At 64.4% G+C, this 21,043-nt stretch carries 11 protein-coding genes and 3 rRNA genes; 5 read left to right on the forward strand and 9 right to left on the reverse strand.

The features are described 5' to 3' along the window. The first annotated feature begins 1 nt into the window (after position 1). The 3 genes from BN1193_RS09415 to BN1193_RS09425 all read left to right on the forward strand — a co-directional run bounded on the left by BN1193_RS09415 (position 2) and on the right by BN1193_RS09425 (position 3,551). On the forward strand, positions 2-1,429 hold the full coding sequence (locus BN1193_RS09415) for an MFS transporter (protein ID WP_052460615.1): 1,428 nt from the start codon (positions 2-4) through the stop codon (positions 1,427-1,429). Positions 1,430-1,486: 57 nt separating this feature from the next. Beyond that, positions 1,487-2,245 carry an SDR family NAD(P)-dependent oxidoreductase gene (locus BN1193_RS09420; RefSeq protein ID WP_040165930.1) on the forward strand — a complete coding sequence of 253 codons (759 nt, stop codon included), beginning with the start codon at positions 1,487-1,489 and terminating at the stop codon, positions 2,243-2,245. A gap of 205 nt (positions 2,246-2,450) precedes the next feature. Next, the gene (locus BN1193_RS09425; RefSeq protein WP_094770403.1) at positions 2,451-3,551 is read left to right on the forward strand and encodes an IS30 family transposase; all 1,101 of its coding nucleotides are present in this window, start codon (positions 2,451-2,453) and stop codon (positions 3,549-3,551) included. 140 nt (positions 3,552-3,691) lie between these two features. Here the strand turns inward: BN1193_RS09425 and BN1193_RS09430 are convergent, their stop codons facing one another. The 3 genes from BN1193_RS09430 to BN1193_RS09440 all read right to left on the reverse strand — a co-directional run bounded on the left by BN1193_RS09430 (position 3,692) and on the right by BN1193_RS09440 (position 9,359). After that, the gene (locus tag BN1193_RS09430; RefSeq protein WP_052460616.1) at positions 3,692-5,737 is read right to left on the reverse strand and encodes a hypothetical protein; all 2,046 of its coding nucleotides are present in this window, start codon (positions 5,735-5,737) and stop codon (positions 3,692-3,694) included. A gap of 177 nt (positions 5,738-5,914) precedes the next feature. Next, entirely contained in the window at positions 5,915-8,272 is a 2,358-nt protein-coding gene (locus BN1193_RS09435) for an ATP-binding cassette domain-containing protein (protein ID WP_040165932.1), read from the reverse strand. A 70-nt stretch (positions 8,273-8,342) separates the two neighbouring features. Further along, complete coding sequence (locus BN1193_RS09440; protein WP_040165934.1) at positions 8,343-9,359, reverse strand: glycerophosphodiester phosphodiesterase family protein; 1,017 nt, start codon at positions 9,357-9,359, stop codon at positions 8,343-8,345. A gap of 140 nt (positions 9,360-9,499) precedes the next feature. Between BN1193_RS09440 and BN1193_RS09445 the strand changes: the two genes are divergently transcribed. Together BN1193_RS09445 and BN1193_RS09450 are read left to right on the forward strand one after the other, a co-directional pair. After that, positions 9,500-10,519: a Bax inhibitor-1/YccA family protein gene (locus tag BN1193_RS09445; RefSeq protein ID WP_094770404.1), complete on the forward strand. Its 1,020-nt coding sequence runs from the start codon at positions 9,500-9,502 to the stop codon at positions 10,517-10,519. 85 nt (positions 10,520-10,604) lie between these two features. Next, complete coding sequence (locus BN1193_RS09450) at positions 10,605-11,687, forward strand: DNA glycosylase AlkZ-like family protein (RefSeq protein ID WP_040165936.1); 1,083 nt, start codon at positions 10,605-10,607, stop codon at positions 11,685-11,687. 178 nt (positions 11,688-11,865) lie between these two features. Here BN1193_RS09450 and BN1193_RS09455 read toward each other — a convergent pair whose 3' ends face one another. The 6 genes from BN1193_RS09455 to BN1193_RS09480 form a co-directional block, all read right to left on the reverse strand. After that, positions 11,866-13,230, reverse strand: a complete 1,365-nt coding sequence (locus BN1193_RS09455) for a glycosyltransferase (protein ID WP_230206463.1) — start codon at positions 13,228-13,230, stop codon at positions 11,866-11,868. Then, a complete protein-coding gene (gene guaA / locus BN1193_RS09460) occupies positions 13,227-14,807 on the reverse strand; it encodes a glutamine-hydrolyzing GMP synthase (RefSeq protein ID WP_040165938.1) in 1,581 nt (526 codons plus the stop codon). Before guaA ends, BN1193_RS09455 begins: the two co-directional genes overlap by 4 nt. After that, positions 14,804-15,286 carry a DUF3817 domain-containing protein gene (locus BN1193_RS09465; RefSeq protein ID WP_040165978.1) on the reverse strand — a complete coding sequence of 161 codons (483 nt, stop codon included), beginning with the start codon at positions 15,284-15,286 and terminating at the stop codon, positions 14,804-14,806. The genes guaA and BN1193_RS09465 overlap by 4 nt, the downstream gene beginning before the upstream one ends. Positions 15,287-15,555: 269 nt before the next feature. Then, positions 15,556-15,672 (reverse strand): 5S ribosomal RNA (gene rrf, locus BN1193_RS09470). A 108-nt stretch (positions 15,673-15,780) separates the two neighbouring features. After that, a 23S ribosomal RNA gene (locus BN1193_RS09475) occupies positions 15,781-18,883 on the reverse strand. 395 nt (positions 18,884-19,278) lie between these two features. Beyond that, positions 19,279-20,801 (reverse strand): 16S ribosomal RNA (locus tag BN1193_RS09480). Together the 16S, 23S and 5S rRNA genes form the textbook arrangement of a ribosomal RNA operon. Positions 20,802-21,043 lie beyond the last annotated feature (242 nt).

Genomic DNA, 21,043 nt, shown 5'->3' on the forward strand with positions numbered 1-21,043 from the left:
AATGAGCACGGACAATACCGCGGCAACCGTCGAGTTGCCGCCGATCACCCGCGACATCGATCTCAGTCCCCTGCAGCGCAAGACCGCCCGCCGTTCGGTGGCAGGAGCGGCGATCGGCAACGCGATCGAATGGTTCGACTACGGCATCTACGGGTACCTGGTCGTCTACATCTCCAGCCTGTTCTTCACCTTCGGCGATGACGCCGGGGCCCTCCCCCGGATCATGGCGCTCGCGACCTTCGCGATCTCGTTCCTGGTCCGACCGCTCGGCGGCATCATCCTCGGCCCGCTCGGCGACCGTCTCGGCCGCCAGAAGGTGCTCGTCTTCACGATCATCATGATCAGCCTGTCCACGGCGTTGATCGGCGTCCTGCCGACCTTCGACCAGGTCGGTTTCCTGGCCCCGATCCTGCTCGTTCTCCTGCGCATGGTGCAGGGCTTCTCCGCCGGTGGCGAATACGCCGGCGCGGCGGTGTTCATGGCCGAGCACGCGCCGGACAACCGCCGCGGGTTCTACGGATCGTTCCTCGAGTTCGGCACGCTCGCCGGATTCAGCGCGGCCGCCATCCTCTGCACCGTGATGACCCTGGTCGTCGGCGAGGACGGCATGATGGCCGGCTGGTGGCGCCTGCCGTTCCTGCTCACCCTCGTGCTCGGCATCGTCGGCATGTGGATGCGACGTCACCTCGGCGAGTCCGAGACCTTCACCGAGGACTCCGCCAAGACGACCGTCAACAAGAGCGCCACGAAGGCTCTCGGCACGTTGCTGCGCGAGTACCCCGGTCAGGTGCTGAAGCTGTTCGGCTTCGTCATCCTGATCAACGTCGCCTTCTACCTCGTGCTGACCTACATGCCGTCCTACCTCGCGGCCACGCTCGGCCACGGGGCGGCGGAGTCGAACTTCGCGCTGGTCATCATCCAGCTGCTCATGATGGCGGTGATCGTCCCGTTCGGCCGGTTGACCGACAAGATCGGTCGCAAGCCGCTGCTGATCACCGCGAGCGCCGGTTTCGTGCTGCTCTCGGTCCCCGCCGTGATGCTCATCCAGCAGGCGAGCTTCCTCGCCCAGCTGGCGGGCATCGGCATCCTCGGACTGTTCCTGGTGATGATCATCTCGTCGATCTCGGCGACCCTGCCCGCACTGTTCCCCACCGCAGTGCGGTACTCCGGCTTCGCGATCGGCTACAACATCTCCACCGCCCTGTTCGGTGGCACGGCGGGTGTGGCGAACGAGGCCCTGATCGACGCCACCGGCAACGTCCTGATCCCGGGCTGGTACCTCACGGTGGCCGGACTCATCGGGCTCATCTCGGTCCTCACGTTCAAGGAGACCGCGGGCCGGTCGCTCCGGGGCAACGTCATCCCCGGCAGCGACGACGCGCTGCGGGTCGCCCAGGGCGAGACCCTGGTCGGACACATCAACAAGTAGGACCCTCGGAGTGGTGCGGCCCACTTCGGCGGGCCGCACCACCGCGAAAGGAACACCATGAGCACCACCCCCGCACGCGTCGCCCTCGTCACCGGAGCCACCTCCGGCATCGGGACCGAGATCGCCCGGCGCCTCATCGCCGACGGCTTCGCGGTGGTGGTGCACGGTCGGTCGGTGCAACGCGGCGAAGCGGTCGCCCGGGACCTCGGCCCACGCGCGACGTTCCTCGCCGCGGATCTCACCGACTCCGGCGCCGCCGAGCGCCTCGTGTCGGAGACGCTCGCTGCGCACGGACGGTTGGACGTCCTGGTCAACAACGCCGCGATCGATCACACCGGACCGTTGCTGGATGTTCCGGAAACCGAAGTGCGGACGACGTTCGAGACCAACACGTTCGGCGCCATCTGGATGCTGCAGGCCGCCGGTCGTGCCCTGCGCGCCCAGGGCGAGGGCGGGGCGATCATCAACGTCACCTCGCGTCTGGCATCCATCGGGGTGCCGACCATGTCCGTGTATTCGGCGAGCAAGGGCGCGATCCTCGCTCTCACGACCGCGGCCGCGGTCGAGCTCGCACCGCATGGCATCCGCGTCAACGCGGTGGCACCCGGCATGACGAACACCCCGCTGTACGCCGAATGGGTCGCCGCCCAGGCCGACCCCGAGGCCACCATCCGCCACGTCGCCGGCGCGATCCCGCTGCAGCGCATCGCCGAGCCCGCCGACGTCGCCGCCGCCGTGTCCTACCTGGCCTCCCCCGGCGCTTCCTACATCACCGGCATCTCGATCCCCGTCGACGGCGGCTACCTCGCGCAGTAGCCCTCCCGTCGCTCCCACTCGCGACAGTTCCGCCCGGGCCGTCTCAGGTGGTCAGCGCAACACCTCGTTTGAGGAGGTTGCTGTGGAGTGGGGTGTGTGGTCGGTGGCTTTGTCTCGATTGGCGCGTGGCGCATCGACGATCGAGGCGGCGGAGGGTCTCGGGGTATCGCGCTACGGGGTGTCGTTGTGGGCCAGACTCGCGGGCATGGAGTTGGTCAGGGGACGCGGTGGTGGTGTTCGAGGACCTCGTGTGGACGCGGAGCGCGTCGCGCCGCCGGTGGGGCGTTCGTATCGGCGATTGACGCTCGCTGATCGTGCCTTCGTGCAGGCCGCGCGGGGGCTGAGACCACCGGTGTCGATTCGGAAGATCGCGGGCGAGCTGGGGGTGGCGCCCTCGACGATCTCGCGAGAGTTGCGCGCTCACCGTGTGAAATTCCATGCCGGTCAGTGGCGGTATCACGCGGAAGCCGCTCATCAGGTCGCGCTGCGAGACCGGGAACGAGTCCGACCCCGACGGCTGGACGATCCCGTGCTCCGAGACGCGGTCGTGGCACGCTTGAACGACAAGCTCTCTCCGCAGCAGGTCGCGGCCGAGCTGAAGACGCAGTTCCCCGACAGGCCGGAGATGCACGTGTCTCACGAAACGATCTACCAAGCCCTCTACGTTCAGGGCTACGGGACGTTGCGGCATGAGCTCACCGTTGCCAAGGCCCTTCGTTCCGGACGCGCCGGCAGGAAACCGCAATCCAAGCTTCCCCGTCGCGACAGCCGGCCGTGGCTCGACGGAGCACGGATCAGTGAACGGCCCGCGGAGGCCGCTGATCGGGCCGTTCCGGGGCACTGGGAAGGGGATCTCGTCGTCGGGCCGAACAACTCTGGCATCATCACCCTGATCGAGCGACGCTCCCGCTACGTCATGCTCGGCCGGCTCCCCGGCAGCCGCGATTCCACGACCGTGATCGATGTTCTGCAACAGATGATCGAACGCCTTCCGGAGACGTTGTTCGCCTCGATCACGTGGGACCAAGGCACCGAAATGGCCCGCCACGCAGACTTCACCATCGCGACGGGATGCCCCGTATTCTTCGCCGACCCGCACTCGCCCTGGCAACGCCCCACCAACGAGAACGTCAACGGCTTGATCCGCGACTTCTACCCCAAAGGCACCGACTTCAACCACGTCACCGACGCCGATCTCGCCGAAGCAGAACGCCTCCTCAACCGCCGCCCCCGACACATCCTGGACTGGCGCAAACCCCGCGAAGTACTCTTCGAGAACATCACCGGTGTTGCACTAGCCACCTGAGACCGCCCCGCGCGCTTCTGCGTTGTTCGGGAGCGATCCTCCGCTCGCTCCCACTCCATGCCGGAATCCGACGGCAGACGTGCCGGGGGACAAGAACGCGGGGCGTCGCCGTGGCGACGCCCCGCGCGTGGGGGATCAGATCACTTCACCGAGACCACGATGGCTCCGGTGTAGGTGACGCCGGACTGGACCGCGGTCTTCACACCGTCGACCGTGACCGTGACCGTCTTGCCCTTCGCCGCAGCGAGGTGGGAGGACGCGTCCACGGTCAGGCTGGACAGGTGGGAGGTACCGGTGACGGTCCATGTGGAGCCGGCGCTCAGAGCGACGATCACACCGTTGTTGACCACCGGCGACACGGTGTTGGAGACTACGCCGAGCTGGCGGTAGTCGGCCGCGGTGATGGTGCTCTGCGCGTGCTTCGTCGTCGACGCCGACACCACACCGGTCAGCTTCGTTCCGCTGAGGTTCACGACGAGGTTGCGCGGCTGCGCCGGACCCATGCCGCCGATGTCACCGCGCATGCCGTTGAAGAAGTCGCCCGTGAGCGTCGTCTTCGTGAACGTCGTGACGGCGTCGGTGTTGTGAACGGCGGAGACATCGAACGTCGAGTTCTTCGCGACGGCCGCCGTCGGCTCGGTGTAGACGCCGGTGTTGAGCATCTCGGACGTCTGGGGACCCGGGTCGTCGTTCTCCATCATCTGCATCATCACGCCGTTGCGGGCCTTCAGACTCGCCCCCTGTGAACCGTCGACGTTCACCGTGATCTGCTGACCCTTGTCCAGGAACATCGTCTCGTCGGTGGTGACCTTCGTCCGGCCGGTGATGGTGACGTCTCCGGAGTTGTGCCACATCCAACCGAAGCGGTCGGAGTCGATCGTCGTCGCCTTGACGGGGATCTTCGCGAGCTCCTTCGCGGACAGGCCGAGACCGAGGCTGTCATTCGCGGCCGCCACGGCCTGTTTGGTGCTGTCACCGTAGGTCGCACGTCCTCCGGTCATGATCGTGGCGTAGGACTTCACGTCGAAGTCCGACCCCAGGAACAGCTCGGTGGCGTTGCCGATCACGTACGAGCCGTACCCGTCCTTGCCGAAGTTCGCGATCTTCGAATCGATCGCGGTCAGCTTCTGGTTCTGACCGGTGTCGACCGACAGCGCACCCCAGTTCTCGCTCGCGATCGACGAGGAGATGTACGTCGCCTGCGTGTTCTGGCCGAGGACGTTCGTGGAACGGTTGTTCCCGCTGATGCCGAGCATCCACGGCGCCTGTTCCATGTAGCTGAGGTTCACGGAAGGCGCATAGTCGCTCGGCATCATGCCGTCGGACGTGCGGATGCTCGAGTTCTTGACGACGACGTTCGCCCCGCCGTCAGCGATGATCGCGGCTCGCACCACACCCTTGTTCGTGATCTGCGCGCCGTCGATGACGAGCTTCGTGCTCACGCCGGTGCCGATGATGCTCGCGCCCATTCCGGAGAAGTCGCTTCGACCGTTGCCGGTCATCGTGATCCTCGGGTTCACGAGCGTGTAGTTCCGGTCCACGATGTAGACGCCGTTGAACGCCTCACCGGTGGAGGTCAGCGAAAGGTTCTTCGCACTGTCGTTCGTGATCTGGCCCTTCACCGCGGAGGCGACGGACTTCGCGTCGTCCACACCGTTCGCGCCCACGTACAGGGCCTGGCGGAAGTCGAAGGTCAGACCGTTGAACAGCACCGGGTTCTTCGTCGCGACCGTGAGCACGACATCACCACGGTAGGTTCCGGGCTGGATCGTGGTCTCGTTCGACTTCGTCGTGGCGAGCTTCTGGCCGGTCTCGACCCCGTTGACCGTGAGCGTGAGCACCGAGCCCTCGGGGGCGACGAGAGCTCCACCGGAGCGGACGGTCAGCGAACTGAGTCTGGTGGTCTTCGTGATGACGGCGGTCTGCCCGGACGCCACGGTGAGGGACTTGCCCTGGTTCTGGCCCTGACCGTTGCCCTGGCCCTGACCATTGCCGTTGCCGTTGCCGTTGCCGTTGCCTTGACCGTTTCCGTTGCCGGCGGAAACGACACCCGCCGTTGCCGCCTGCGCGGGGATCGTGCCGCCCAGAATGGCTGCGGCGGAGAGGGTGAGTGCCGCCGTGCACGCGATGAGCTTCCGGCGGTGGAGTACTCCGACGCTCGGCGTCGGTTGGGAGGTGCGCTTCACAACGAATGTCCCTTCAATGAGGTGCGACGGCTTTGTCGCGGCCCCAGTGAACGGCGCGATCGGTTGCGGCCACCAGCCGACGACGGCGATACCAGTCATCGCTGACAGACCCCGCCGAACGGAGTATGGCCTCGGCGCCCGCAGAACCCCACGGAGGGGCATATGCCCCGAAGGGAATCAGCTCACGTACGCCGCGAGATGTTCACCCGTGAGGGTCGTCCGAGCAACCACGAGGTCCGCCGGCGTCCCTTCGAACACCACGCGACCACCATCCGCGCCGGCGCCCGGGCCCAGGTCGATGATCCAGTCGGCATGCGCCATCACCGCCTGGTGGTGCTCCACCACGATCACCGACTTCCCGGAATCGACCAGACGGTCCAGGAGCCCGAGGAGGTTGTCCACATCCGCCAGATGCAGTCCGATGGTGGGCTCGTCCAGAATGTAGACCTCGCCCGAATCGCCCATCTGCGACGCGAGCTTCAGTCTCTGACGCTCGCCGCCGGACAGGGTGGTCAGGGGCTGTCCGAGGCTGAGGTAGCCGAGTCCGACGTCCGCCAGCCGCGCGAGGATCCGGTGCGCGGCGGGCAGCTTCGCCTCACCGGCGCCGAAGAACTCCTCGGCCGCGGCCACCGGCATGGACAGGACCTCGCTGATGTCCTTGCCACCGAAGTGGTACTGCAGCACCTCGGTGTCGAACCTCTTGCCCTCGCACACCTCGCACACCGTCTCGACCGTGGCCATGATGCCGAGGTCGGTGTAGATGACGCCGGCGCCGTTGCAGTTCGGACAGGCGCCCTCGGAGTTCGCGGAGAACAGCGCGGGCTTGACCCCGTTCGCTTTCGCGAAGGCCTTGCGGATGTGCTCGAGCAACCCCGTGTAGGTGGCCGGGTTGCTGCGCCGGGACCCGCGGATCGGCGTCTGATCGATGGACACCACGCCGTCACGCTTGTCCAAGGACCCGTGCACGAGGGAGCTCTTGCCCGACCCGGCGACGCCGGTCATGACCACGAGCACCCCGAGGGGCACGTTCACGTCCACGTCCTGCAGGTTGTGCAGGTCGGCGCCCCGGATCTCCAACGCTCCGGTGGACGCGCGCACATCGTCCTTCACGGTGACGCGGTAGTCCAGGTGTCGACCGGTCAGGGTGTCCGAGGCGCGCAGCTCGTCGACGGTGCCCGTGAACGTCACCTCGCCACCGTTCGCGCCGGCACCCGGACCGAGGTCGACCACGTGGTCGGCGATCGCGATGGTCTCCGGCTTGTGCTCGACCACGAGGACGGTGTTGCCCTTGTCACGCAGCCGCAGCAGCAACTCGTTCATGCGCTGGATGTCGTGCGGGTGCAGTCCGACCGTCGGCTCATCGAACACGTACGTGACATCGGTGAGCGATGACCCCAGGTGCCGGATCATCTTCGTCCGCTGCGCCTCGCCGCCGGACAGCGTGCCGGCCGGCCGATCGAGGGACAGGTAGCCGAGTCCGATGTCGACGAAATTGTCCAGGGTGTCCTGCAGGCTCTCCAGCAGCGGACCGACGGACGGCTCGTCAAGGCCGCGGACCCACTCGGCGAGATCGCTGATCTGCATCGCGCAGGCGTCCGCGATCGAGATCCCGGCGACTTTCGACGAGCGTGCGGCCGCGGACAGACGGGTGCCGCCGCACTCCGGACACGTGATGAACGTGACCGCGCGATCGACGAACGCGCGGACGTGCGCCTGCATCGCGTCGCGGTCCTTCGACAGCATCGACTTCTGGATGCGCGGGACCAGGCCCTCGTACGTCAGGTTGATCTTGTCGATCTTGACCTTGACCGCATCCTTGTAGAGGAAGTCGTCCAGCTGTCGCTTCGTGAAGTCCTTCACCGGAACCCGGGGGTCGAAGAACCCGGACTCGCCGTAGATGCGGGTCGACCAGCCGTCCGGTGTGTAGCCGGGCACCAGAATCGCCCCCTCGTAGAGCGAGAGCTCCGGGTCGTACACCTGCGCGAGATCGATGTCGTTGACGGTGCCCATGCCCTCACAGCGCGGACACTGGCCGCCGAGGATCGCGAACTCCCGCCGCTCCTTGACGGTGCGTCCGGCCTTCTCCACCGTGACGGCGCCGGCACCGGAGACCGACGCGACGTTGAACGAGAACGCCTGCGGCGAGCCGATGTGCGGCTCCCCCAGACGCGAGAACAGGATGCGCAGCATCGCGTTGACGTCGGTGGCGGTGCCGACGGTGGAGCGGACGTTGGCCCCCATCCGCTCCTGGTCCACGATGATCGCCGTGGTCAGGCCCTCCAGCACGTCCACGTCCGGACGCGCCAGGTTCGGCATGAACCCCTGCACGAACGTCGAGTACGTCTCGTTGATCATGCGCTGCGACTCGGCCGCGATCGTGTCGAACACGAGCGAGCTCTTGCCGGAGCCGGAGACACCCGTGAACACCGTGAGCCGGCGCTTCGGAATCTCCAGATCGATCCCGCGCAGGTTGTTCTCCCGGGCTCCGATGACACGGATGACGTCGTGACCGTCGGCGATGTGCGGCTCGCTCATGTGCTTCTCCCGGGGACAGGGCGCTTTCGCGCAGATTCGATCCAACCATGGGTCGCCGACCCCGAGCCGTTCAGGAGCGGAAGAACTCGACGCCGAGGTCCGCGTGATCGACGAAGACCCCGTCGACGCCGGCGTCGCGAAGGATCGACCATTCCGCGGCGTAGTCACCGTGCTCAGCCGCGGAACCGGTGCGAAACGACCGCAGCAGGAACCTGTTCTCCGGACGCGCGGTCCAGGTGAACACGCGAAGACCGCGCTCGTGCGCGTCCGCGACGACCGGAGCCGGTCCGGTCGGCCGTCCGAGCCGATCGGGCGCGAGGATCGTCCGCTTGTCGAGGCTGATGCCGTCCACCTCCGCGGCGAGGCGATCCAGCCCCGCCGGCGTCAACTGCGTCGCGTACGACTCCGCCGCGCTGCCGTCCCGGACGAGCAGATCGTGCGCGGTTCCGGCCGCCTCCAGCAGGTAGACGTATGTCGCGGCGAGTCCCGCCGCTTGCAGCCGGGTGAGCACGGACTGCTCGAACGACTCGACCACGAGCGGCCAGGCACCCCGGTCCCATCCTGCTTCGGCCAGATCCGCCAGCAGCAACGGGACCTGGTCCAGCCCGATCGCGGCGAAGTGGGTGGCGTGCTTGATCTCCACCACCACACCGATCTCGCGTCCCTGCTCGAAGGAGGCGGTGCGGACGATCTCCAGCACGTCCCGCAGCCGAAGGATCGGCTGGTGATCATCGAAGGAGGCACTTCGCGGTCGCAGCTGCGGGATCCGCTCGCGGCAACGGAGCGTGGACAGCTCCGCCCAGGTGAAGTCCTCGGTGAACCACCCCTCCAGCTTCTGACCGTCGACGACGCGCTCTGTGCGACGGTCCGCGAACTCCGGACGGTCGGCGACGTCGGTCGTTGCGGAGATCTCATTCTCATGCCGCACCACGAGGACGCCGTCGCGTGAGACGACCACGTCCGGTTCAACGAGATCGACCCCGAACTCCAGCGCGAGGTCATAGGAGGAGCGGGAATGCTCCGGTCGGTAGCCGGGCGCTCCCCGGTGTCCGATCACGAGGGGGAAGCGAGGTGGCACGCGGGCCATGCTAGCCGCTCATGACCACCCGTCCGCCGGGCCGAGTCAGCCTTCCGCCCTTGGAGAAACACAGGATCGGACCGGCGGGACGCACTATTCTGGTGCAAAGGTGTCTGAGACACACGACGACTTTGGAGCGTGAGCGAGCCATGGCCCTACGAAACCCGATCTTCAACAATTCGGCGTTCGGGCAGGACCCCCGAGCAGCCCAGACCTATCCGGGCGGCCAGCAGGCGACCAGCCTGACCCCGCCGCCCGCTGCGCCGCAGGCCCAGCAGGGCGGATACGTCATCAACGGCAAGTACGTGGCCAACAACCCGTACGACCAGCAGCAGACCGGCCAGAACGCGCAGTGGGCCGCCGGGGCCACCGCCGCGCAGAACGCCGCGGTGAGCGCCAACATGGAGGGCATGTACACGGCTCCTCCGGCCGGCTCGCTCGAGACCGGTCGGATGACGGTCGAGGACACCGTCTGGAAGACGGCCGGCCTGTTCGGCATCCTCCTGGTGGCCGCGGTCGGTGGCTGGCTGTGGACCACCGGTGGTGTGCTGAGCCCCGCCCAGGCCACGCACGGCGTGTCCATGGTGCCGTGGCTCGTGGGCGCGCTCGGTGGATTCGTCCTCGCGATGGTGATCACCTTCACCTCGCGCAAGAAGGTCCGTCCGCCGCTGATCTTCCTCTACGCCGCCTTCGAGGGCGTGTTCGTCGGCGCCATCTCGGCGTTCTTCGAGCGCCTCTGGCCCGGTGTGGTCATGCAGGCCACGCTGGCGACCCTCGCCGTGGTGGCGGTGACGCTGGCCCTGTTCGCATCCGGCAAGATCCGCGCATCCAAGCGGATGACCAAGATCGTCCTCATCGCGATGATCGGCTACCTGGTCTTCCAGCTGGTCAACATCGCGCTGATGTGGACGGGCGTGCTGAGCGCCGAGCAGACGTTCGGCCTCTACAGCGCCAAGATCATGGGCATCCCGCTGGGTCTCATCATCGGTGTGCTCGTGGTCATCATGGCCGCGTACTCGCTGGTGCTCGACTTCGACGGCATCCAGCAGGGCGTGCGCAACGGCGCTCCCCGCGTGATGGGCTGGTACGGCGGCTTCGGCATCATGGTCACCGTCGTCTGGCTCTACATCGAGATCCTGCGGATCATCGCGATCGCGCGCAGCAACTGACGCTTCCCCGCCACGAAGGGCCGTCCCCATCGGGACGGCCCTTCGTCGTTCCCGGGACGTCGCAGGGGCGGCGTAGGGTGAGCGCATGACGATCCGGCTCACCCTTGAGGAGGCGCGCCGCATCGCGGTGCGGGCGCAACTGCTGGACGCGGATCGACCCGGCGACGTCGTGGAGGTGACCGAGCAGCTCGGCTTCCTCAAGGTCGATCCGACGGCGGTCGTGGCACCGTGCGAGCACACCATGCTCTGGTCGCGCATCGGGTGGTCCTACGAACCGGGACAGCTGACCAAGGCCCTGGACGATGACCGGTTGCTGTTCGAGTACGACGGCACGATCCGACCGATGAGCGTCCTGCCACTGCTGCGCCCTCTGCTGGGGATGCACAATCTGTTCGGCCGCACACGCGAGTGGGCCGAGGCGAACGCCGGCTTCCGTGACGACATCCTCGCGCGGCTGAGGTCCGACGGGCCGCTGAAGGCCGGTGACATCGACGACACTTCGCAGGTGCAGCGCGACAACGACTCCGGCTGGTACGGCTCCACCCAGGTGCCGCGCATGCTCGAGGTCCTCCAGCGCATGGGGGATGTGGCCGTGGCCGGACGCGAGGGCCGCACCCGTCTGTGGGACCTCGCCGAACGGGTCTATCCGGAACCGGCCGAGAGGCTCACCCTGGCCGATGCTGAGCAGCGGTGGGACGAGGAGCGGCTGCGGGCGGTCGGCATCGCTCGGCAGAACTCCGCCTACAGCGGTGTCGGGCTGGCCGGCGAGACGGCGAAGGTCGAGGGTTCGAGCTGGACCTACCGCGTCGATCCGGAAGCCGTTTCCGCGTTGGGCGATGATCCCGGGGGCCGGGTCGTCATCTTGAACCCGTACGACACGATGCTCCGCGACCGCCCGCGCCTGATCGAGCTGTTCGAGTTCGAGTACGTCCTCGAGCAGTTCAAGCCGAAGGCGCAGCGCCGGTACGGGTACTTCGCGCACCCGATCCTCGTCGGTGATCGTTTCGTCGCTCTGCTGGATGCCGAGCTCAGCAAGGACAAGCAGACCTTGCGCGTCAACGCGCTGCACGAGCTGCTGCCGCTGGAGGCGGAGGAGCAGGAGATGATCCGCGCCGAGATCCAGGATCTCGCCGACTGGATCGGCGTACCGGTAACCGGGCTCGCCTGACCCGCCGGCCTCGGACACGACACCGGCTCAGACGTTTCGTGGCTCTTCGCAATCACGGCCTGGCGGCTCTGGCCGGCTGAGCAAACGGACAGCAGGCGCCGACGCCGTGGCGACGGCCGGGGCGGGCGTTCAGTCGTTGCGCGGACCAGCCCACCGCGTCACGGCGGACGCCGGAACGTCAGCGACGGCGGGGGTGGGACAGGACGTCGTCGATGGCCGCGAGAAGGCGTTGCGCCTGCACCGGACGGGCGTTCTCCGCGGCGGCGGCGAACGCCTCCACCGACAGGCGCGTCCGAAGCTCGTCGTCGCGCAACACGCGCAGCACGGCCGCCGCGAAGGCGTCCTCGTCCCCGGACGGCACCAGCACTCCCCCACCGGACGCGAGCGACGCGGACGGCCCGTACCGCACGTCGTATGAGATCACCGGCGTCCCGTGCGCGAGCGCCTCGAGCACGGCCAGCCCCTGTCCCTCGTACGCGGTGGTCAGCAGCAGCACCGCGGGGTCGTCGAGCACCGCGTCCGGATCCGCGACGACGCCGTGCAGCACGACGGACTCGGACAGCCCGAGCTCATCGATGTGCCGCTCGATCTCCGCGCGCGCCGGGCCCTCGCCGTAGATGTCCAGGACGGCATCGGGCAGTTCGTCCACGACTCGCCGCCACACCCGGAGCGCGTGGTCGATGCGCTTGCCCGGCGCGAGCCGGTTCACCATGACCGCCCGATGTGCGGAGCGTTCCGCCGCCGGTCGCGGGGTGTCGACCAGCGCGACGCCGTTCGGCACCACGGCATCCACGCGGTCGGCACCGAAGCGTGCGATGACGTCGTCGCGCTGCCGGGCCGTCGGCCACAGCACGGCGTCGTACCGTCCGGCGACGTCGAAGAACCGCTGCCACAGCGGAAGCATCGGGGCGTCCGGAGTGTACGGCGCACCGAGGTGGGAGGTGTGCACCGTGTGCACGAGGCGGGCAGATGAGTCCCAGTCCACCAGGAGCTCACCGAGCTGACGCGCCTCGACCAGCACCACGGCCTCATCAGAGCCGATGACGTGCGAGAGCCACGCGCGGTACAGTCCGCCGAAACCGGCCAGCACGCCCGCGACCGCACCATCGGCGGCGTGCACCACCACGGCTGCCTCGGACAGATGCCAGTCCGGGTTGCCGGCGATCACCGGCAGCTCCAGGATCACGCGGCCGTCCGCGTCGATGATCTGCCGGTACTCGATCCGCTCGGCCCGCTCTCCCGGCTTCGCCGCCGCCCGCAGCCACGCCGGGTCCGCGACCGCCTCATCGAAGAGGTTCCGCAGCAGCTCGGGGGCCGCCAGTGCTCCGCGGCGGACGAATTCGGCGCGGTGCGCGTCATGATCGGCGCGGGAGCCCGGATCGACGGTCAGCAGCACCGCGTCCACACCCGCGGCGCGGAGGTCGGCGGCGCGCGCCAGCACGGCACGCGCGAAGCCGCCGTCGAGGTCCGGGATGAGGCGGGAAGCGAGCACGAAGCACCCGGCCGCGCGGGCGGTCAGGTGCTTCGACGCGTCGGGGATCACTCCCACTCGATGGTCCCCGGGGGCTTGGAGGTCACATCCAGAACGACGCGGTTGACGTCGCGCACCTCGTTGGTGATGCGGTTGGAGATCTTGGACAGCACGTCGTAGGGCAGGCGTGACCAGTCCGCCGTCATCGCATCTTCGCTGGAGACCGGACGCAGCACGATCGGGTGACCGTAGGTGCGCCCGTCGCCCTGCACGCCCACGGAACGGACGTCCGCGAGCAGCACGACCGGGCACTGCCAGATCTCGTTGTCCAGGCCGGCGGCTGTGAGCTCCTCGCGCGCGATCGCGTCCGCGTCCCGGAGCAGATCCAGTCGGTCCTGGGTCACTTCGCCGATGATGCGGATGCCGAGTCCCGGACCCGGGAACGGCTGACGCGAGACGATCTCCTCGGGCAGGCCGAGTTCGCGGCCGATGGCGCGCACCTCGTCCTTGAACAGCGTCCGCAGCGGCTCGACGAGCTCGAACTTCAGATCATCCGGCAGCCCACCGACGTTGTGGTGGCTCTTGATGTTCGCGGTTCCGGACCCGCCGCCGGATTCCACGACGTCCGGATACAGCGTGCCCTGCACGAGGAACTTGATCGGCTCCCCGGCCTCCTTGGCCTCGTCGACGAGTTCCCGCTGCACCTTCTCGAACGAGCGGATGAACTCGCGACCGATGATCTTCCGCTTGGTCTCCGGGTCGCTGACGCCGGCCAGGGCGTCGAGGAACTGCTGACGCGCGTCGACCGTCACCAGGCGCACACCGGTGGAGGCGACGTAGTCCTGCTCCACCTGCTCCCGCTCGCCCTTGCGCAGCAGTCCGTGGTCCACGAACACCGCGACGAGCTGATCGCCGACGGCCTTGTGCACGAGAGCCGTGGACACCGCGGAGTCGACGCCGCCGGACAGCGCCGACAGCACGCGCGCGGAACCGACCTGCGTGCGGATGCGCTCGACCTGTTCGGCGATGACGTTGCCACTGTTCCAGTCCGCAGGCAGACCCGCGGCCTTGTGCAGGAAGTTCTCGATGATCTTCTGACCGTGCGCGGAGTGCTTGACCTCCGGGTGCCATTGCACGCCGTAGAACTTGCGCTCATCGTCGCTGAACGCGGCGACGGGTGCGCCGGCCGTGGTGGCGTTCACGGTGAAGCCCGCGGGCGCCTTCGCGACGGAGTCGCCATGGCTCATCCAGACGTTCTGCTCGGTCGGGACGCCATCGAGGATGACGCTGTCGGCCGATGTCGTCGCGTCCGTGGCGCCGTACTCGCGCTGGCCCGTCGCGGCGACCTCGCCGCCGAGGCTCTGCGCCATGTACTGGAAGCCGTAGCAGATGCCGAGTGTGGGCACACCCAGGTCGAACACGGCGGTGTCCAGCTGCGGCGCCCCGTCGGCGTACACGGACGACGGTCCGCCGGAGAGGATCAGTCCGAGGGGGTTCTTCGCACGGACCTCGTCGGCCGTCACGGTGTGCGGCACGATCTCGCTGTAGACACCCGCCTCGCGGACGCGGCGTGCGATCAGCTGCGCATACTGGGCGCCGAAGTCGACGACCAGGACGGGCCGCTGAGCGGTCTCGGGATTGTCGGTCACTTGCTGCCTTCCGTGGCGGTGAGGGAATCGGACGGAGCGGCCTCCGCGGCCTCGCGTTGGGCGAGGTAGGCGCGCACGTCGCGGGCGGTGCGCACCTCCATGATGAACGACAGGAACGGGATGACACCGCCGAGCGCGAGCAGGATGAACCGCAGGAACGGCCAGCGCATCAGGCTCCAGATGCGGAAGCAGGCGAACAGGTACACGACGTAGAACCAGCCGTGGACCACGAGGATCGCCAGCGAGAGATTGACCCCGTCACCCGTGGACTCCAGGCCCTTGGCGGTCTCGACGACCGGGGCGAACCAGAGGAACCCGCCCTTCCCGCCGGCGAACAGCTCGAGGTGGATCGGGGTGTACTTGAGGATCATCTCCGCGCAGAGCAGGAGCAGGAAGGTCCCCGTGATGATCGATGCGACCTGGTAGAACTTCAGCGCTCCGCGGATCGCCGGAAACGTGGCGAGTTTGGGTGCGGGCATGCCGTCCATTCTACCCGTCCCCCACCCGCGAGATTCCCGCGTGCACCCGCCTCCTGGCGCCGTTCGTCCGCTCCTGTTTCGCCGCCCGTGGGCAGCGAACCCGGCCGGTTCACCCGCACGAGACGAAGAATCGCGGTCTGCCCCACCTCTTGGCGTCGAGGCACGGCACGGCGTTGTGACCTGCGGGTCCGCGGTGGTCATTCCGGGTGGGGTGTGGGTTAACGACGAAAGCCCCGACCAGCGTTGGTCGGGGCTTTCGTTTAAAGGAAGTCCGGCGGTGTCCTACTCTCCCACAGGGTCCCCCCTGCAGTACCATCGGCGCTGAGAGGCTTAGCTTCTGGGTTCGGAATGTGGCCAGGCGTTTCCCTCTCGCTATGGCCGCCGAAACACTATTGATGTGTTCGTTCAGCCACAAACGATCAGTTCGTTTGTGGTGTTCTCGACCGTACATCGAGAACCACTCAGTGGACGCGAATCATCCGCAGGATGAAAGTGTTATCAAGTCATCGGCTTATTAGTACCGGTCAGCTTCACGTGTTGCCACGCTTCCACATCCGGCCTATCAACCCAGTAGTCTGGCTGGGAGCCTCTCACCCCGAAGGGTATGGAAATCTCATCTTGAGGCCGGCTTCCCGCTTAGATGCTTTCAGCGGTTATCCATCCCGAACGTAGCTAACCAGCGGTGCACTTGGCAGTACAACTGGCACACCAGAGGTTCGTCCAACCCGGTCCTCTCGTACTAGGGTCAGATCCTCTCAAATTTCCTACGCGCGCAGCGGATAGGGACCGAACTGTCTCACGACGTTCTAAACCCAGCTCGCGTACCGCTTTAATGGGCGAACAGCCCAACCCTTGGGACCTACTCCAGCCCCAGGATGCGACGAGCCGACATCGAGGTGCCAAACCATGCCGTCGATATGGACTCTTGGGCAAGATCAGCCTGTTATCCCCGAGGTACCTTTTATCCGTTGAGCGACAGCGCTTCCACAAGCCACTGCCGGATCACTAGTCCCGACTTTCGTCCCTGCTCGACTTGTCAGTCTCACAGTCAAGCTCCCTTGTGCACTTACACTCGCCACCTGATTGCCAACCAGGTTGAGGGAACCTTTGGGCGCCTCCGTTACTTTTTGGGAGGCAACCGCCCCAGTTAAACTACCCACCAGGCACTGTCCCTGAACCGGATCACGGTTCGAAGTTAGATATTCAGAGTGACCAGAGTGGTATTTCAACAATGACTCCACACTCACTGGCGTGAATGCTTCACAGTCTCCCACCTATCCTACACAAGCCACACCAAACACCAATACCAAGCTGTAGTAAAGGTCACGGGGTCTTTCCGTCCTGCTGCGCGTAACGAGCATCTTTACTCGTATTGCAATTTCGCCGAGTTCGCGGTTGAGACAGTTGGGAAGTCGTTACGCCATTCGTGCAGGTCGGAACTTACCCGACAAGGAATTTCGCTACCTTAGGATGGTTATAGTTACCACCGCCGTTTACTGGGGCTTAAATTCTCAGCTTCGCCTTACGGCTAACCGGTCCTCTTAACCTTCCAGCACCGGGCAGGCGTCAGTCCGTATACATCGTCTTGCGACTTGGCACGGACCTGTGTTTTTAATAAACAGTCGCTACCCACTGGTCTCTGCGGCCACCACACCCTTTCGGAGTAAATCCTAATAAGTGGGTGGCCCCCCTTCTCCCGAAGTTACGGGGGCATTTTGCCGAGTTCCTTAACCACGATTCTCTCGATCTCCTTGGTATTCTCTACCTGACCACCTGAGTCGGTTTGGGGTACGGGCGGCTGGAACCTCGCGTCGATGCTTTTCTTGGCAGCATAGGATCACCCACTTGATACGCATCGTGTCTCAGCCTTGATGAGAGACGGATTTGCCTATCTCTCGGCCTACGCACTTGCACAGCGACAACCATCGCGCTGCTGGGCTACCTTCCTGCGTCACACCTGTTAATACGCTAGCCGCACCAGAATGGGGTCGTACGCTAGGCCCAGACCGTCACCCCGAAGGGATCAGTGACTGGGATTCAGATACTTAGCACTACTGGATTGACTGGGGCGGTTCTTCGCCGGTACGGGAATATCAACCCGTTGTCCATCGACTACGCCTGTCGGCCTCGCCTTAGGTCCCGACTTACCCAGGGAAGATTAGCTTGACCCTGGAACCCTTGGTCTTTCGGAGGACGTGTTTCTCACACGTCATTCGCTACTCATGCCTGCATTCTCACTCGTGTAGCGTCCACGGCTGGATCACTCCGCCGCTTCACTCGCCACACGACGCTCTCCTACCCATCAACACGGCTGGACCACGAAGGCCTACCAATAATGTCAATGCCACAACTTCGGTGGCGTGCTTGAGCCCCGTTACATTGTCGGCGCGGAATCACTTGACCAGTGAGCTATTACGCACTCTTTCAAGGGTGGCTGCTTCTAAGCCAACCTCCTGGTTGTCTGAGCAACTCCACATCCTTTTCCACTTAGCACGCGCTTAGGGACCTTAGATGGTGGTCTGGGTTGTTTCCCTCTCGACTATGAAGCTTATCCCCCACAGTCTCACTGCTGCGCTCTCACTTACCGGCATTCGGAGTTTGGCTGACGTCAGTAACCTGGTGAGGCCCATCGGCCATCCAGTAGCTCTACCTCCGGCAAGAAACACGCAACGCTGCACCTAAATGCATTTCGGAGAGAACCAGCTATCACGAAGTTTGATTGGCCTTTCACCCCTATCCACAGCTCATCCCCTCAGTTTTCAACCTAAGTGGGTTCGGTCCTCCACGACGTCTTACCGTCGCTTCAACCTGGCCATGGATAGATCACTTCGCTTCGGGTCTAGGACACGCGACTGAATCGCCCTATTCAGACTCGCTTTCGCTACGGCTACCCCACACGGGTTAACCTCGCCACGTATCGCTAACTCGCAGGCTCATTCTTCAAAAGGCACGCTGTCACACCTACCAGGGGTGCTCCAACGGTTTGTAAGCAAACGGTTTCAGGTACTATTTCACTCCCCTCCCGGGGTACTTTTCACCTTTCCCTCACGGTACTTGTCCGCTATCGGTCATCTGGGAGTATTTAGGCTTATCAGGTGGTCCTGACAGATTCACACGGGATTTCTCGGGCCCCGTGCTACTTGGGATACTCACCACGCCAGCACACGCATTTCGACTACGGGGTTGGCACCCTCTATGACTGGCCTTTCAAGACCATTCGTCTATACGCTGCTGTCACGTTGAAACTTCGGCAGAAGAATCCGGTAAGTCCCGCAACCCCCTGCATGCAACGCCTGCCGGCTATCACACACGCAAGGTTTAGCCTGATCCGATTTCGCTCGCCACTACTCACGGAATCACGGTTGTTTTCTCTTCCTGTGGGTACTGAGATGTTTCACTTCCCCACGTTCCCTCTACCCGCCCTATATATTCAGGCGGGAGTCACTAGGTCGGCAAGCCGCCCAGCGGGGTTTCCCCATTCGGACATCCTCGGATCAAAACTTGCTTATCAGTTCCCCGAGGCTTATCGCAGATTGCTACGTCCTTCTTCGGCTCCAGATGCCAAGGCATCCACCGTTTGCTCTTAAAGACTTGAATACATGAGTTAAAGAAATCTCAACCCCCACAAAAGTGAGGGCCAAAAATATTTCAAAAACAATCGACCCCGAAGGGTCAGATCATCTTTAAGATGCTCGCGTCCACTGTGTAGTTCTCAAAGTACGGGCGGTACCTTCCACTCCCCGACTCACGCCGGCTCGAAGAAGGCCCAGAGGTACAAACCCACAACCCGAAGGCCATGGTGTCCGGTCCCTCAGGACCCAACAGCGTGCAAGCACCAGCCCCGCCGGCCCCACGTTCCAACACCGAAGTGCGTACTAGCAGAAACCCTTGGTTCTGATGCCATGTCAAATGTTCCACCCATGAGCTCCCAGCGAAGAACGTGTGCCTTCGAACTGGGCTCTGCAGTCCCGAAGGACTGAGATGCTCCTTAGAAAGGAGGTGATCCAGCCGCACCTTCCGGTACGGCTACCTTGTTACGACTTAGTCCTAATTACCGATCCCACCTTCGACGGCTCCCTCCACAAGGGTTAGGCCACCGGCTTCAGGTGTTACCGACTTTCATGACTTGACGGGCGGTGTGTACAAGACCCGGGAACGTATTCACCGCAGCGTTGCTGATCTGCGATTACTAGCGACTCCGACTTCATGTAGTCGAGTTGCAGACTACAATCCGAACTGGGACCGGCTTTTTGGGATTCGCTCCACCTCACGGTATCGCAGCCCTTTGTACCGGCCATTGTAGCATGCGTGAAGCCCAAGACATAAGGGGCATGATGATTTGACGTCATCCCCACCTTCCTCCGAGTTGACCCCGGCGGTATCCCATGAGTTCCCACCATTACGTGCTGGCAACATAGAACGAGGGTTGCGCTCGTTGCGGGACTTAACCCAACATCTCACGACACGAGCTGACGACAACCATGCACCACCTGTAAACGAGTGTCCAAAGAGTTCCCTATTTCTAGGGCGTTCTCGAATATGTCAAGCCTTGGTAAGGTTCTTCGCGTTGCATCGAATTAATCCGCATGCTCCGCCGCTTGTGCGGGTCCCCGTCAATTCCTTTGAGTTTTAGCCTTGCGGCCGTACTCCCCAGGCGGGGAACTTAATGCGTTAGCTTCGTCACGGAATCCGTGGAAAGGACCCCACAACTAGTTCCCAACGTTTACGGGGTGGACTACCAGGGTATCTAAGCCTGTTTGCTCCCCACCCTTTCGCTCCTCAGCGTCAGTTACGGCCCAGAGATCTGCCTTCGCCATCGGTGTTCCTCCTGATATCTGCGCATTCCACCGCTACACCAGGAATTCCAATCTCCCCTACCGCACTCTAGTCTGCCCGTACCCACTGCAGGCCCGAGGTTGAGCCTCGGGATTTCACAGCAGACGCGACAAACCGCCTACGAGCTCTTTACGCCCAATAATTCCGGATAACGCTTGCGCCCTACGTATTACCGCGGCTGCTGGCACGTAGTTAGCCGGCGCTTTTTCTGCAGGTACCGTCACTTTCGCTTCTTCCCTGCTAAAAGAGGTTTACAACCCGAAGGCCGTCGTCCCTCACGCGGCGTTGCTGCATCAGGCTTTCGCCCATTGTGCAATATTCCCCACTGCTGCCTCCCGTAGGAGTCTGGGCCGTGTCTCAGTCCCAGTGTGGCCGGTCACCCTCTCAGGCCGGCTACCCGTCGACGCCTTGGTGAGCCATTACCTCACCAACAAGCTGATAGGCCGCGAGCCGATCCCAGACCGAAAAATCTTTCCAGTGAATGACGATGCCGTCTCCACTCGTATCCAGTATTAGACGCCGTTTCCAGCGCTTATCCCAGAGTCTGGGGCACGTTGCTCACGTGTTACTCACCCGTTCGCCACTGATCCACAGAGCAAGCTCTGCTTCACCGTTCGACTTGCATGTGTTAAGCACGCCGCCAGCGTTCATCCTGAGCCAGGATCAAACTCTCCGTGAAAAACAGTTGCATAACTCCCAGTCGGAAAAAGACCAGAAGAAAGCGAGTTTGAAACTGACCAAAAAAGGATGTCATTACTGACTTCCATATAATTGATCCAAAGGAATCTCTCACCCCAAAAAAGGGATGACGAGGTTATTTGGCATTTGACAAGTGCACGCTGTTGAGTTCTCAAGGATCGGACGCACCCACCAGACCACCCTCCCAGGCAGCCCAACGGGGCAACTTCTCAATCTTAGGAC

This window comes from Microbacterium gorillae, from assembly GCF_000826185.2.
GTDB classification, from domain to species: Bacteria; Actinomycetota; Actinomycetes; order Actinomycetales; family Microbacteriaceae; genus Microbacterium; species Microbacterium gorillae.